The 13,990-nt window shown below is 65.0% G+C and carries 12 protein-coding genes; all 12 read left to right on the top strand.

Features of this window, described 5'->3' with window-relative positions:
* Window positions 1-71 precede the first annotated feature (71 nt).
* The 12 genes from M4578_RS19425 to M4578_RS19370 all read left to right on the top strand — a co-directional run bounded on the left by M4578_RS19425 (window position 72) and on the right by M4578_RS19370 (window position 13,473).
* Window positions 72-461 (top strand): DUF3768 domain-containing protein, encoded by a 390-nt coding sequence (locus M4578_RS19425; RefSeq protein WP_258094922.1) that lies wholly within the window; start codon window positions 72-74, stop codon window positions 459-461.
* Window positions 462-610: 149 nt separating this feature from the next.
* Entirely contained in the window at window positions 611-2,584 is a 1,974-nt protein-coding gene (locus M4578_RS19420) for a ParB/RepB/Spo0J family partition protein (RefSeq protein WP_258094921.1), read from the top strand.
* Window positions 2,585-2,661: 77 nt separating this feature from the next.
* On the top strand, window positions 2,662-3,255 hold the full coding sequence (locus tag M4578_RS19415) for a regulator (protein WP_258094920.1): 594 nt from the start codon (window positions 2,662-2,664) through the stop codon (window positions 3,253-3,255).
* A gap of 97 nt (window positions 3,256-3,352) precedes the next feature.
* The gene (locus tag M4578_RS19410) at window positions 3,353-4,012 is read left to right on the top strand and encodes a DUF6927 domain-containing protein (RefSeq protein WP_258094919.1); all 660 of its coding nucleotides are present in this window, start codon (window positions 3,353-3,355) and stop codon (window positions 4,010-4,012) included.
* A 148-nt stretch (window positions 4,013-4,160) separates the two neighbouring features.
* A complete protein-coding gene (locus M4578_RS19405) occupies window positions 4,161-8,417 on the top strand; it encodes a strawberry notch family protein (protein ID WP_258094918.1) in 4,257 nt (1,418 codons plus the stop codon).
* Window positions 8,418-8,579: 162 nt separating this feature from the next.
* The gene (locus tag M4578_RS19400) at window positions 8,580-8,906 is read left to right on the top strand and encodes a hypothetical protein (protein ID WP_258094917.1); all 327 of its coding nucleotides are present in this window, start codon (window positions 8,580-8,582) and stop codon (window positions 8,904-8,906) included.
* 67 nt (window positions 8,907-8,973) lie between these two features.
* Complete coding sequence (locus M4578_RS19395; protein ID WP_258094916.1) at window positions 8,974-9,702, top strand: DUF736 family protein; 729 nt, start codon at window positions 8,974-8,976, stop codon at window positions 9,700-9,702.
* Between the two features lie 136 nt (window positions 9,703-9,838).
* The gene (locus M4578_RS19390) at window positions 9,839-10,069 is read left to right on the top strand and encodes a hypothetical protein (protein WP_258094915.1); all 231 of its coding nucleotides are present in this window, start codon (window positions 9,839-9,841) and stop codon (window positions 10,067-10,069) included.
* 110 nt (window positions 10,070-10,179) lie between these two features.
* Window positions 10,180-10,617, top strand: a complete 438-nt coding sequence (locus M4578_RS19385) for a JAB domain-containing protein (RefSeq protein ID WP_258094914.1) — start codon at window positions 10,180-10,182, stop codon at window positions 10,615-10,617.
* A gap of 235 nt (window positions 10,618-10,852) precedes the next feature.
* Window positions 10,853-11,317: a helix-turn-helix domain-containing protein gene (locus M4578_RS19380; protein ID WP_258094913.1), complete on the top strand. Its 465-nt coding sequence runs from the start codon at window positions 10,853-10,855 to the stop codon at window positions 11,315-11,317.
* Window positions 11,314-11,892, top strand: coding sequence for a PIN domain-containing protein (locus M4578_RS19375; RefSeq protein ID WP_258094912.1), 579 nt, complete (start codon window positions 11,314-11,316; stop codon window positions 11,890-11,892). The genes M4578_RS19380 and M4578_RS19375 overlap by 4 nt, the downstream gene beginning before the upstream one ends.
* Before the next feature lie 651 nt (window positions 11,893-12,543).
* Window positions 12,544-13,473 carry a DUF2493 domain-containing protein gene (locus tag M4578_RS19370; protein WP_258094911.1) on the top strand — a complete coding sequence of 310 codons (930 nt, stop codon included), beginning with the start codon at window positions 12,544-12,546 and terminating at the stop codon, window positions 13,471-13,473.
* Window positions 13,474-13,990 lie beyond the last annotated feature (517 nt).

The following is a 13,990-nucleotide window of genomic DNA, read 5'->3' as shown; positions in this document are numbered from 1 at the left end:
GGGGCGGTGCACCGAAAGGGAAAGCAGGCTTTGGGTCTGGTGGTTTCAACACATTCCGAAAGGACGGACCCATGAGCCACCCTCAGCCCAAAGACACGGATGCCCCTGATGCGACGGTCATAGCCGCCCAGAACGATGCCTTCCGCAGGCTCGCCTGCTTGGGGCTTGCCCCAGACCAGCCGATCCCGGGCCGGATGCATGTCACCCGTTCGCTCATGGAGGCCGGAGACGGGTTCATGGCCGAGGCGGTGAAGGCCACGGGGGAATTCGACGCCTTCGAGCCCGAGAACGACCCCGAGGGCTGGCACGATTTCGGGGCGGTCACCATCCGCGGCGAGACCGTGTTCTGGAAACTTGATCTCTACGAGGCGGCATCGGAGTTCCGCTACGGCGCCGAGACCCCGGACAATCCTGCGACCACCGTCCGCGTGCTGACCATCATGATGGCCCACGACTGGTAGGGCGGGGCGTACCTCCCTCTTCAACATCGACAGGCCCGCTGACCCTTCAAAAGGGAAAGCGGGCTTTTTGTCATGTGATCCCCGGAAGGGGGATCGGTCAGGCCGCCCGGGAGAAGCCCGGGGGCCGGATAGCGTGGAAAGGACATCCCATGACTTTGAGCTTCAAACCCGTCTCCGTCGCCATCGGCGATCTCGGGATCCACCCGGCCAACGTACGTGCCAGATCTCCGGAAACCTATGCACCGGAGGATATCGCCGACCTGCAGGCCAGCATCGCGGTGCTGGGCCTGCTGCAGCCGCTCCTCGTCCAGGAGATCGACGGGGTCTTCGGCGTTCTTGCCGGCGGGCGCCGTCATGCGGCGCTCCGTACGCTCGTGGCGGACAAGTCCGCCAAGGGGTTCACGGCCCGCACCAAGGTCGAGTGCCGCCTGGTTCCTGACGATTGCGACCTGACGACCGCAGTGTCGCTCGCCGAGAACATCACCCAGGCGCCAATGAGCGCGATCGACGAGTTCGAGGCCTTTGCGCGCATGATGGAGGTCGACGGGCAAACGCTCGAGAGCATCGCTGCGACGTTTGGCACTACGGTCGCGGCGGTGAAGGGGCGACTGCGCTACGGTCTCATCCACCCCGATATCCGCGCCGCGGCGCGCGCGAAGTCGATCACTCTCGACGTGATGAAGGCCTTTGCGGACCATCCGAGCCAGGAGGTTCAGCGGGAGGTCTTCGAGGCGCTGACCAGGGAGGACGGTTACCTCCAGGCCTACACGGTCCGGAGCGCGCTCAAGTCCCGCGGCGTCCAGGTCAGCGACGACATCGGCGCCTTCGTCCGCGAGGAGTACGAGGCGCGCGGCGGCGCGATCGCGGCCGACCTACTGGACGAGCATTCGGTGCTCGAGGACACCGCGCTGGTCGAAACGATCCTTCTCGAAAAGCTTACCGCAGCCGCGGAACAGGCGCGGGCCGACGCCGGCTTTGCCTGGGCGGAGGCTGTGATCCGCTACGACTATGCGTCCATGGCGGAATACGGCCGCGTCTATCCCGGTCCGGTCGATCCCGACGAGAGGGGCCAGGCCCGGCTCGACCAGATCATCGCCGAACTCGAGACGCTCGAGCGTGAGATGGAGACGAAAGATCTCGAGGATGAGGCCTATCGCGCGCTCTATGACAAGGTCGACGATCTCGAATCCGAGGCGAGAGGTCTGCAGGAGGCCTACAGCGCCGATGACCTGGCGCGCGCGGGCGTGATCGCCGCCTGGTCGAACGGTCAGGTGACCTGCCATGTCGGTCTCGTGCGCCCCGAGGACAAGGTCGCGAGCTCCGATAGCAATCCGGCGCCGACGACGAACGTCACGGGGGCCGGGGAGAGCGACGAGATCAGCTATCCCGCCTCTCTGACGGAGGACCTCAAGACCGAACGGGCGATGGCGCTCGGCGCGGCAATGGCGATGCATCCGGAGGCTACGCTGGACCTCACGCTCTTCAAGCTGGTGACCGATGTGCTGGGCCACGGCATGAGTGTCACCCACGCGATCAAGGTCGATGCGCGCCAGGAATATCGCAGCCACGCCAAGATGGAGGAGATCGACGGCACGTCGCTCGACCAGGTGGCGGAGGCGCATGACGCGCTCGACCTCTCCTGGGCCGACGAGGCCAAATCGCCCGCCGATCAGTTCGCCCTCTTCCGGGCGCTCGATGCGGGCGAGAAGGCGAAGCTCGTGGCCTACGCCGCCGCGGCGACGACGCAGCCGTGCTTTGCTAGGGATCGGCGACACGACAGCCTGATGCATGACTTCGAGGCCGAGATCATGCCGGACATCCGCGCGCATTGGACACCGAATGCGGCGCTCTTCAATCGCTTCAAGAAGGCGTGGCTCCTGAAGATCCTCGGCGAGGAACTGGGGCTCGCACAGGAGGCGGTGACCCTGGCGTCCTCGACGAAGAAGGAGGTTGTCGCCTTCTGCGACAAGCTCTTTGCAGAGCCCTTCGCCACCCTGACAGACGCTCAGCGGGCGGCGGTCGCGGCCTGGTGTCCGCCGATGATGCAGACCTCCGGCTCCGAACAGGCCGAAGCCGAGACCGACGCGCGCGGCGAAGAGCCAGCCGTCTCTGAGGCGGCCTGACGATCCGAAGACCCGCGCCGCTCTCCGAGCCCGGCGCGGGTCAGACCCTTTCTCAGATCACACCGAAAGATAATCCCATGGCACTTCTCACCTTCTCCGCGACCGAGGTCGCGGCCCAGATCGCGCATGCGCGCAGTTGCACGACCTTCCTGCCGAACTGGAACGGTCCCGTCGGCCTGCCTGCGTTGATCCTGATCGTCGGGACCGGGGTCCACCTCCGCTCGAACGGCATCGACGGCACGACGACGCGGATCGTCACCACCGAGCAGGCCGATCCGTCCTTCGCCTTTGCCCAAGGCATCGACCCGTTCCGGGACCGGGACTGGATGGCCGCCCGGCAGGCGGCATTCCGTGACCTGACGGGACAGTTTTACACCGATATTCTCGACGACGTGCAAATGCTCATCGACCGTGGGCACGACACCATCCGGCTGGCGACCGATGGACACACGATCCGCGTCTTCCTGCGCCGGGCGGCCGATTACCTGATCGGCGGCGCCTACGATGTGCCTTCCGGGCTTGGCGGCACGTTCCGGGTGATCCTCAAGGACGCCACCGACACCCACGCGATCGTACAGAACCGCGGCAATTGCGAGGATTTTGACGAGATGCTGCCTTACCGGGTGCCGCTCGACGCGCTGATCGAGGTCGGGGATCGGCGGGCGGCGTAACCCGGCCTTTCTTACACCCGCATCGCCAATGCCCTGCAGGCTGCGTCCTCTCGGGGCATTGGCGACAAACCATATTTTCAAGAGAAAGGACCCTGAAATGGGCTGGCTCTTCTATACCGACCGCCGCGTCAAATCCCATGCCGACGAAAAGGCAGAAATCACCCGGATCTGTAGCTTCGAGAGCGATACCCACAGGACGGTCCTGGTCCGGGCCAGCAAGGTCGGATCGACATGGTACGCCGCCGCGAGGGTCACGCGCCTCGACAGCTCAGCGATCGAGGATGCCACCTATCTGACCGATGAGGACGGGTCGATCACCTTCGCTGCCATCTTCCTGACACGCTACGATGACGGATGCTGGGGCTACAAGGACATGGAGGAGAGCGCCGGGCCGGTGGAGTCGCGGGCGCCGCTGAGCCTATTGGCACTGCTGTCCGAGTTGAAGGACCCGGACAGCCATGCCCATGCCTGGCGCCAGCGCTGCCGGGACTGGGCGGCGATCCCGGACTACGCGGAAGGCGACAGGATCAAACTTGCCGCGCCGGTCACGCTGACCGACGGCGGCACCTGCCAGGTCGTTACGGTGACGCATTATCGTTGCGGGCGGCAAAAACGCCGATGTTACCGCATGGAGGGGACCGGCGGTCTCGTACGACTGTCGAAAGCCTCGTTGGCAGGATCCGTGCTTCTCGGCTCCGCCAGAGGCGATGCGAGCCCGGTCCTGGCGGAGTTCTTCTCGCGGCAACAGCCTCTCTGAGATATCGCCGACGCGCTACGCTCGCGATTGCTCCTGCTCGTTTCCCTGAACCGCCCCAATTCGAGCTCTCAAGCGCCTCCATCCTCCAAAAGGGAAAGGGGGCGTCTTGTTCTTTGGAATTTAGACCCTGACCCAAAGGACAAATGAAATGGCCGACCGACGCCTGAACCCCGCATCCTCAATCCCGACGAAAGCCCTCCTTCGGCATGCGCTGTCGGAGATTGGCATCGAACTCGAAAGCCAGCCCCTCCGGAGCTCCACGCTGGCCCGGATCATGCGCGAGGCCTTCAGCGGCAGCGATGCCGGTGGCGCCTGGTCCTGGCGGATGGCCTACGACACGATGCAGGCTGCCGCCGTGATGGAGACCATGCGCGCCAGCGGATCAGACGCAACCACGGCTGCCAGATCGATTGCCGCGCGACTCCTGACGGAGACCCGGCGTTCCGAGCAGCAGATCCGCCTGCAGCAATTCTCGACCCCGCTGCCCTATGCGGCTCTGGCCGTGCGTGCCGCCGCCATCCGCGCCGGCGAAACCGTCCTGGAGCCCTCGGCCGGGACCGGCACGCTGGCCGGGCTGGCCGCACGCGCGGGCGCGACGGTGATCCTCAATGAGATCGATCCCTTCCGCCGCGCGCTCCTTGAGGTGGTCTTTGACAGCGAGGTCACCGGCTTCGATGCGGAGCATATCGATGATCTCTTGGCGGTCTCCGAGCTTCCGGGCATCATCGTGATGAACCCGCCCTTCGCCTCTTCGGTCGATCGCTCGCGCGACAGACACATCGCGGCCAAGCACCTGATTTCTGCCGCCAAGCGTCTCGCGCCCGGCGGACGTCTCGTGGCGATCATGCCGACGGGCTTTACGCCCGAGCGGGACGCGGCCCATTGGGCCCGGGCGTCGGATATCGCACACCCGCTTCTCGCTCTCACACTCCCGGGTCATGTCTATCGCAAGCTCGGCACCACCGTGGAGACCCAGCTCATGGTCTTCGACAAGGTGGAGGGCGAGGTCGAGATGCTCCGTTCTGAGGTCGCCGACCTTGAAGCGGCTCAGGAGATCGTCGATGACATCGCCAAGTGCCGACCTGCCACGCCGATCCAGACCCGAACGCAAGTCCGGCACATCCGGCGGCAGGGTGGCTTGCGCACAACGCGCAAGCCCATGGCTCCCGCATCTCGCACCTCCAGTTCGACATCAAGCGCCGCGATCCCGCTCACCTTCACCCCGCTTGAGGCGGCCCGCGAAAACACCCCCGTGTCAGACATCTATGCACGCTACCGCCCGCAGCGGATCGAGATCGCCGGCGCACAGGAACACCCGACGCCACTCGTCGAAAGCATCGCCATGGCCTCGGTCGCGCCGCCGGTGCCGTCAAATTCTGCCGCCAAGGAGCTGCGCCTTCCGGCTCGGCTCATCGAGGAGGGCCATCTCTCGGAGGCGCAGCTCGAGACTATCCTCATGGCCAATGACGCGCACGCGCGTGACCTGCCGGGCCGGTTCACGATCGAGGACGATCAGACGCGGATGGTGCGGGCGGACGCTGATCCGGAGGCCCGTGCCTATCGCCTTGGCTATTTCCTCGGCGACGGGACGGGATGCGGAAAGGGTCGGGAATGTGCGGGGCTCATCCTGGTGAACTGGCTCGCCGGTCGGCGCAAGGCGGTCTGGATTTCCAAGTCGGCCACGCTCATCGAGGACGCGATCCGCGACTGGACCGATCTCGGCGGCTCGCCCGCCGATATCCAGCCGCTCTCGAAATGGAAGCCGGACCAGGATATCGCCATGGGCGACGGCATCCTCTTCGTGACCTACACCACCCTGCGGTCCGTCGGCAAATCCGGACAGACCCGGCTTGAGCAGATCCTCGACTGGATGGGTGAAGAGTTTGACGGCGTCCTGGCCTTCGACGAGGCGCATGCGATGCAGAACGCCGCCGGTTCCGACGAGGGGAGAGGCGTCAAACCCTCGCAGCAGGGCCTTGCGGGCCTGCGGTTGCAGCTCGCGGCCCCTCGGGCGCGGGTCTTTTATGTCTCGGCGACCGGGGCCACCAATGTTTCGAACCTCGCTTATGCCTCTCGCCTCGGCCTCTGGGGGCCGGGGGCGGAGTATCCCTTCCCGAGCCGGGAGAGTTTCGTTGCGGCGATGGAGGCTGGCGGTGTCGCGGCCATGGAGGTGGTGGCGCGTGACCTCAAGACCCTCGGCTTCTACACGGCGCGGGCGCTGAGCTTTGACGGCGTGGAATACGACGTGCTGGAGCATGCGCTGACCCCGGCCCAGATCGAGATCTACGATGCCTATGCAGGGGCCTTTCGGACCATCCACCAGAACCTTGAGGCGGCCCTGACCGCAACCGGAGTCAACGATGCCTCCGGCGAAACCAATGCCTCGGCCGCCCGGGCCTCGGCCAAATCCCGGTTCGAGAGTACCAAGCAGCGGTTCTTCAACCATCTGCTGATGGGGATGAAGGCCCCGACCATCATCCGCGCCATCGAGGAAGATGTCGCCGCAGGATATGCCTGTGTGATCCAGGTGGTCTCGACGGGCGAAAGCCTGCTGAAGCGTCGGCTCGAGGCGATGGACCCCGACGACGCGCTGGTCGAAGGCGCGCTCACGCCTCGGGATTACGTGCTCTCCTATCTGGAACAGGCCTTTCCGATCCACGCCCAGAAGCTTGTCGAGATCGACGGCAATGTCATCGCCGAGCCGCTGCGGGATGAGAACGGGGCGCTGGTCGTCTCGCGCGAGGCGCTCGCTCTGCGAGACGCCGCAATGGAGGACCTCATGGTGCTGGCACCGATCCCCTCGGCGCTCGACCAGATCCTCTGGGCCTTTGGCGACGAGGCCGTGGCCGAAGTCACCGGACGTTCCATCCGTCCGCTGAAATCGCAGGACGGCGCGCTCTTCATCGAGAAGCGCAGCGCCAGCAGCAATTCCTCGGAAACCCGCGCCTTCATGGATGGCGAGAAGGACATCCTGATCTTTTCGGATGCCGGTGGCACGGGCCGATCCTATCACGCCGCTCGATCCGCCAGGAACCAGAAGCGGCGGCGGCACTACCTGCTGGAGCCGGGCTGGCGGGCCGACGCGGCAATCCAGGGGCTTGGCCGCACGCATCGCTCCGCCCAGGTCAGCGCGCCCTTCTTTCGGGTCTGCACCTCGGACGTGCATGGCGAGAAGCGCTTCACCTCGACGATCGCCCGGCGGCTCGATCAGCTGGGGGCGCTCACCAAGGGCCAGCGCGAGACCGGTTCGCAGGGCATGTTTCGCGAAGAGGATAATCTGGAAAGTGCGATTGCGCGGGGCGCGCTGCGCGGCTACCTGGCCGACCTCGCGGCCGGGCGTGCCCGCGCGATGACCTACGAGACATTCTCCGACTGGACGGCGCTGCGGCTGATCGACCAGGACGGCGTGCTGCTTGAGGAATTGCCGCCTATCCAGCGGTTTCTCAACCGGGTGCTGGCCCTGCCGATCCACATGCAGAACGCGCTCTTTGCCGAGTTCATGTCCCGGATCGCCGATCAGACCGAGCGGGCCCGCGCCGCCGGCACGCTCGACCTCGGGGTGGAGACGCTGCGTGGCGAGAGGATTGAGCAGGTCTCGGCGGAGGATCTCTGGACCTGTCCGCGCTCCGGGGCCGTGACACGGATCATCGGGCTCGAGGTGACGGATCCTGTTCGTGTTCTCTCTGCCGCAGAGGCGCTGGAGAGAACCCCCGACAAACTGCCGATGGTCAATCGTGCCTCCGGCCGCGCGGCGCTCGTCTCCTCCCGTCCCATGCAGATGTATGACGAGGAGATTGTCACGCTGATGCGCAAGGTAACGCGGCCGACGGGGTCGTCTTATCTCGAGGAGACGAAGTTCGAGGCCTCGGCCTGGGAAGAGATCGACCGCGACGCGTTCATGCGCCTCTGGGACGAAGAAGCCGATACCCTGCCGACGACCACCACGACAAAGCTCTATCTGCTGACCGGGCTGCTGCTGCCGATCTGGAAGGACATCCCCTCGGGCAACGAGCGCATCTACCGCGTCACGCCCGAGGGGTGGGGGAGCATGATCGGCCGGACCGTTAGCGAGGACGGGGCCGCGGCCCTGCGCGCCCGGTTCATGGTCGGTGCGCCGAAGACACCGGGGGACATGCTGACGGCCGCTCTGGGCTCCACCGCCCCGGTCGATCTGGGGCGCGGGCTGACCCTGACCCGGCGCCGCGTCGCGGGCGGGGCGCGCCTCGAGATCGACGGGGCGGATCGGGGGGCGATCGACGGGCTGAAGGCCATGGGATGCTTTACCGAAATCATCGCCTTCCAGCTCCGGGTCTTCGTGCCGCACGGGGAGGGGATCGATGTCGCCGCGATCCTCGGTCGGATCGTCGGGTCGGCAACCGCCAACTCTTCAGACCGGGCCGCCTGAACAGGCACGGTCTTTGCGGCGTCGCGGGACCAGAGGACGAGGTCCGTCCCCGCGCCCTTCGCCGGACCGACAGATGGATCAGATCGATCGACACCTTGCCGCAACCCGACCTTCCCGTCGGGTTGCGCGCCAACCCAACATCACATCGACATGGAGAGCCAGATGACACTCGCAGAAATCAGGGCGGCTGTGGAGGCCGGCACGACGGTCCATTGGGCGAACGAAAGCTACCGCGTGATTAAGGACCGTCTCGGTCAGTACCTCGTCATCTACACGCCGAACGGCAATGCCATCGGGCTCACCGATCACGCGGGCCAGAGGCTGAACGGGCGGGAGGCGGACTTTTTCGTGGCCCAGGCGGGGGCAAATACTTCGGGCGGTCAAGGGAGCCACGCGTGTGGCGATCGAAGGCCGTCGCCCGAGCGCTGCCGCGGACTGACCGGCAGGAGAGAAAGAAAAAGAGGGCTTCTGGTTTTTGCGATCCCATGAGGGGTCGGAAAGCAAACCGGGGTGCTGGCACGAGGTCAGACCCCGCAACCTAAGGAAGGTAAGACCCATGTTCGCAGGAACCCTGATCAAAACCGCCGACACCGCCGCCGCAGCCTTCACCGGCATGATCCATTCCTCGCGGTTCGACATCGCGATCCAGCTCGAGACCCGGACCAAGATGTCCGAGCGCAGCCCGGACTTCGACGTCACCGCCGTCAACAAGTCGGGGCGCAAGGTGCGCATCGGCACGGCCTGGAGCGAGATCGGCAACACCACCGGCAATCCTTACCTGTCGATGCAGATCGATGTCGGCCTCGGCCCGTTCCGGGTCAACGCGGTGCAGACCAAGGAGGCGCGGGAGGCACAGAGCGGCGAATACGAGGTCATCCCGCTGGTCTCGAACGGCACCATGAAGTCCGGCTCGATCTCGGGCGAGCTGACCGCGATGGATGCCGACAACGCCTTCGCGGGATACATCGCCAACATGATGTTCGACCTCGATTTCATCCTCGTGGAGAACACCTACAAGACCGAAGAGACCCATCCCGATTACCGGATCGAGGTCAGCTCACCGCGCGGCACGCCGATCCGCGTGGGCTCGGCCTGGATGGCCCGGAGCAGCCGGACCGGGAACGACTACGTCTCGCTCCTCATCAACACGCCCGACGGCGATCTGCGCGTGAACGCGGTACAGAACGAAGAGCAACGCGGCGGCCAGACCTTCTCGATCATCCCCTTCGTCGAGAGCGCCGCGCCGGACCGCCCGGGCAGCACCGGCATGGCCCTCGTGGGGTAGGAGACCCCGCACGGCGCGCCCGCTCAAACGGTTTTGAGCGGGCGCGCACTCCAGCCCAGAGAGGCCGGTCCCGGGAGGGGAGCCGCGGGATCGCGGTTCCCCTTTTCCCATTCCATCCGAGAGAAAGGAAAATCCCATGTTCAACTTCGACCATCCCAAGCTGATCACGCTGGCCGAGACCGAAGGCTACAGCGATATCGTCGACTTCCTCGAAGACTGCGCGCTCTACAGTCTCGTTCCTGCGATCTGCATGGCGCCCGGATGCGATTACACCGCCGAGCTTGAGCCCGATCAGAGGGCCGGGTTTTGCGAGCTCTGCGGCCGACCGTCCATGAAATCGGGCCTCGTCATCGCCGGCTTCATCTGACCCCCGGCCCTTCCGCTCCACTTCTCATGACTGGGAATGTACTAATGTCACACAACACTTCAGACGCCGCGGTGACACCCGCTGCGGGGTTTTCCGAACAAGAGATCGCCATGATCGATGCGGCGACAGCGATCCTGCGCCGCCATGTGCGGGCGACCACGGCGCTCCAGTCCTGGGACAAACTGACCGACTATCTCGCGCTCACCGCCGTTCGGGAACGGGTCGAGACCTTCCGGGTGCTGCTCCTTGATCGAAAAAACAAGCTGATCCGCGACAAGGTCATGTCCCGCGGCAGTGTCAGCCATGTGCCGGTCTATGTCAGCGAGGTTCTTCGCGCCGCGCTGGTCCTCGATGCCTCAGCAATCATTCTGTGCCACAACCACCCCTCCGGCGATCCGCAGCCGAGCCAGGCCGACATCGACATGACCCGGAAGATCGTTGACGCATGCCGGGTGATGGAGATCACCGTCCACGACCATCTAATCGTCGGTTTTGGTCGGGAGAAAGCCGCGTTCAGCATGCGGGCAGCGGGCCTGATCGGAGCGTGAGGCCAGATCATCGACTCTGGGGTTGACGTTAGTGGCGGATACGATGCGGACGTGCGCTTGCGAGACAGCCGCAGCAACCTGCGCGGACGGCCCGGTTGGTCGCGCGTTCACATTGGCGGGATGCGCTGCGCGGCGAAGCAAAGCGCATTTACGCTTATTTCGGTTGTTTCGCTTATTTCTCTTGAAGGGGATGGTCTACGGGCGCATATCTGCATCAAACCCAAGGGAGAAAACCATGACCGACACCACGCACGCGGAGGTTGAGAAGGGCTTGGAGAAGCGCCTTCCTACTCCAGAAGAAATCAGCTCTGCTGCGCATGCGGCCACGGCCATCGCCATCGCGATGGATGCCGACGGAAACCTCAAGGTTTCAGGTCAGGATGGGGACCATGTTCACATCGCGCCCGCCGTCGGCCATCTAATCATCGACCTGCTGGGTCATGTGGCCTCCGGCAATATGGTGACCCTCGTCCCGGTCGGCACGATGCTGACCACGCAAGAGGCAGCGGATATGCTGAATGTGTCTCGGCCGCATCTCACGAAGCTCTTGAAGGCGGGCGAAATCGAATTCGAGGAAGTCGGCAAGCACAGGCGCGTCCCGCTCGAAGCGTTGACCGCCTACCGTGACCGAAAGCGTCAGGAGCGTGAGGACGCGCTCGACGAGCTCGCTCGGCTCGGCCAGGAGTTTGACGCAGCTTGAGTATCGTCGCCAATCCCTTTGTCGTGATCCTTGACGCGAACGTCCTGTTTCCGTTTCGCGTCCGGGATGTGCTGCTCACATTCGCGCACGAGGGTCTGTTCCGTGCCCGTTTCACGGAGGAGATCATGGCCGAATGGACAGAGAACCTGATCGAATTGAAGCCATCGCTCGAGGACAGCATAAATTCTCAAGCCCGCATGATCCGGCAGACCTTCGACGAATGCTTCGTGACGGGACATATGTCTCTGATCGACGGCCTCGATATGCCGGACAAGGATGATCGACACGTCCTCGCGGCCGCGATCCGATGTTCCGCCCAAGTCATTGTCACTGAAAACTTGCGCGATTTCCCGTCAGGTCTTCTTGACGACTATGACATCCCAGTACTGGGCGCCGATGATATGCTCGTGAACACATACGAGCTCTTTCCCGTCGAAGCTGCTCGTGCGCTCGGGCGGGTCCGCCGCCGCTACAGGAACCCGAGCATGACCGTGAGCGAATTTCTTCTCGATCTCACACGGGCAGGCCTTCCGAAACTCGCAGCGGTCGCGCGACGAGACATCGAGGCGCTTTGACAGCCAGCGTGGGCGGTGCCGCAAGGACGCAGACCAGGAAGGTCGGCTCGCAGGTGGTGAGCTTCAAACGTGATCGATGCGTCTCGCATGCGGCGCGGTGGTCACCACCAGCCTGACGGCTCTCCCCTGCTCGGCTTCGCTTGTCGCAGGGGAGATATCGGCCCTTGGCCGATCGCGCATTCGGCCATGCGGCCTCACCGCGGCGTCGCACCCGGCATCCCGGTTTGCCCGTCTCGCGAGCACGTCGCTCCCCGGCCGCTGCGCCGGATTGCGCTCTGGTCTGTTTTGGCCGGGGCCAAAACGATCCCGCCGCTCCATCCGTCTGCCGCGTCCGGTCGCGCCGCTTGCCTGCTCGCGTCGGGCAAACCTACCGTCATTCACACACACATGAGCGCGGAAGCATATCCTCCGGATGGCCCCCAAATCAGCCCGCCTCAAGGATCGCAAAACTTTTCGGCGAGGGCGGTGCGCGCGGAGGTGTCAGCCCAGTGGTCGACGGCGCGCCCGTGGTTGGCGATGCGCCCGGAAAACTTTTGCGCCCGGCAAGCCGGCGGCTGCGCCGTCCCTGACCCGGACAGATTCGGTGAACCAGACATTCGGCCATGCCCCCACACTCACGTGGTGGCGCCTCAAACATCTGGAGATACCGACATGTCTTACGATCAAGCCACCGCCTACGAGACCATCGAACTTTACGGGCTGACCGAGAAGGGCGCGGTCCTGCCGATCCCGGAGGACGACCTGCTCAAGGACAGCATCGTCCGGGAGACCTTCGAGACCTTGCTCGGCCAGCTGCGGGGCACCGGGCTCGAGGCCGAGATCGAACCGCTGGCGCACGGGCTCGCCACGATCCTGCAGCGCCGCAAGGTGGCCCTGACGAAGGAGGTCGACCGGACCGCCGACAAGATCGGCGCCCTGGCCAAATCGCACGACGGATCGGAGATCGCAGAGACCGCCCTCGAAGAGGCCCAAGTCCGCTTCCTGCAGCTGAGGGAAATCGTCGGAGCCGTCGAGACGATGGCCGAGGCGGCGGCGGAATGCTACGAGGTCGAGACCGGCCACGCCTTCATCCCGGCCGCAGGCTCGCGCGCGAGCGTCCGGGCGCAGGAGACCGGCGCGGTCTTCGAGGCCCGGCAGCTGCTCGAGCAGCACGATCGCGAGACAGCCGCGAAGTCGAAGGTCGAAGGGGTGCCCCTGATCGTCTCCGGCGCCACCGACTGGACCGACATCGACGTGATCTTCACCACGCTCGACAAGGTTCGGGACCGGATCCGGCAAAACCGCAATCAGGAGATCTTCCTCTGCCACAAGGGTGGCAAGCACGGGGCCGAGATGATCGCGGCGAGGTGGGCGCGCGCCCGGGGGGTCGCGCAGGCGCGGTTCGATCCGCGCTGGTCTGCGTATGGACGTGCCGCGCCGTTCAAATGCAACGACGAGATGCTGGACGACAAGTTCGCCGCGACCGGGGTCGTGCTCTTCGGCGGCAACGGGGTCGCGCTGAACCTCGGGCAGAAGGCCGAGGCAAGAGGGCTGACCGTGATGCGGGTCGCGGATCCCGCGAAAAAGAAGACCGAGCAGTGAGAGAAGAGGCCGCCTTCGGGCGGCCATTTCGTCGTTCTCATGGTCCGTGGCCGGTCGGTGTCTGCGGCGTCGGGGTGTCCGCGAAGGAGGTCAGGATTTGGGCGCCTGCCCGCTCGTCGAAACTATCGGGTCGGAGTGCGGTATTCGGCGAATGGGGATCACAGGTCATCGTTCGACCTACGACTGAGGGGACACCGTTCAGCACAATGCAGTTGCGCCCGATCCTGCTCGGATCGCTGGCATCAAACATGCTCCCGTTTCGGGTCGGGCGGGGAATGCGACCTTGCGGCAGATAGCCGTGCCCAGCCGATCCGGGGCTTCCAAACCATCGCACCGACGTGGATGCAGACATCGTTCTCGGCTCTCGCACCTGGCATTCGACCTTGATCTGGACGGTGGCATTTTAGATGCGGGCGAGCCACCCGGATCACGCCTCTTTGCTCACACTTTCGGATCGCACGGGGGCGGGTCGTCCGGTCCCTCCGCTTTAGCGTCGGCAAGAGCAAATACGGCTTCC

The sequence above is a fragment of the Salipiger pentaromativorans genome (genome assembly GCF_024721115.1).
Lineage (GTDB): Bacteria > Pseudomonadota > Alphaproteobacteria > Rhodobacterales > Rhodobacteraceae > Salipiger > Salipiger pentaromativorans.
The sequence above is the reverse complement of the archived record's forward strand: the minus strand, read 5'-3'. Positions and strand labels throughout refer to the sequence as shown.

Bases quoted from the DNA above. Each gene is read 5' to 3' on its own strand.
- M4578_RS19425 (WP_258094922.1), top strand. From the start codon at position 72: ATGAGCCACCCTCAGCCCAAAGACACGGATGCCCCTGATGCGACGGTC.
- M4578_RS19420 (WP_258094921.1), top strand. From the start codon at position 611: ATGACTTTGAGCTTCAAACCCGTCTCCGTCGCCATCGGCGATCTCGGG.
- M4578_RS19415 (WP_258094920.1), top strand. From the start codon at position 2,662: ATGGCACTTCTCACCTTCTCCGCGACCGAGGTCGCGGCCCAGATCGCG.
- M4578_RS19410 (WP_258094919.1), top strand. From the start codon at position 3,353: ATGGGCTGGCTCTTCTATACCGACCGCCGCGTCAAATCCCATGCCGAC.
- M4578_RS19405 (WP_258094918.1), top strand. From the start codon at position 4,161: ATGGCCGACCGACGCCTGAACCCCGCATCCTCAATCCCGACGAAAGCC.
- M4578_RS19400 (WP_258094917.1), top strand. From the start codon at position 8,580: ATGACACTCGCAGAAATCAGGGCGGCTGTGGAGGCCGGCACGACGGTC.
- M4578_RS19395 (WP_258094916.1), top strand. From the start codon at position 8,974: ATGTTCGCAGGAACCCTGATCAAAACCGCCGACACCGCCGCCGCAGCC.
- M4578_RS19390 (WP_258094915.1), top strand. From the start codon at position 9,839: ATGTTCAACTTCGACCATCCCAAGCTGATCACGCTGGCCGAGACCGAA.
- M4578_RS19385 (WP_258094914.1), top strand. From the start codon at position 10,180: ATGATCGATGCGGCGACAGCGATCCTGCGCCGCCATGTGCGGGCGACC.
- M4578_RS19380 (WP_258094913.1), top strand. From the start codon at position 10,853: ATGACCGACACCACGCACGCGGAGGTTGAGAAGGGCTTGGAGAAGCGC.
- M4578_RS19370 (WP_258094911.1), top strand. From the start codon at position 12,544: ATGTCTTACGATCAAGCCACCGCCTACGAGACCATCGAACTTTACGGG.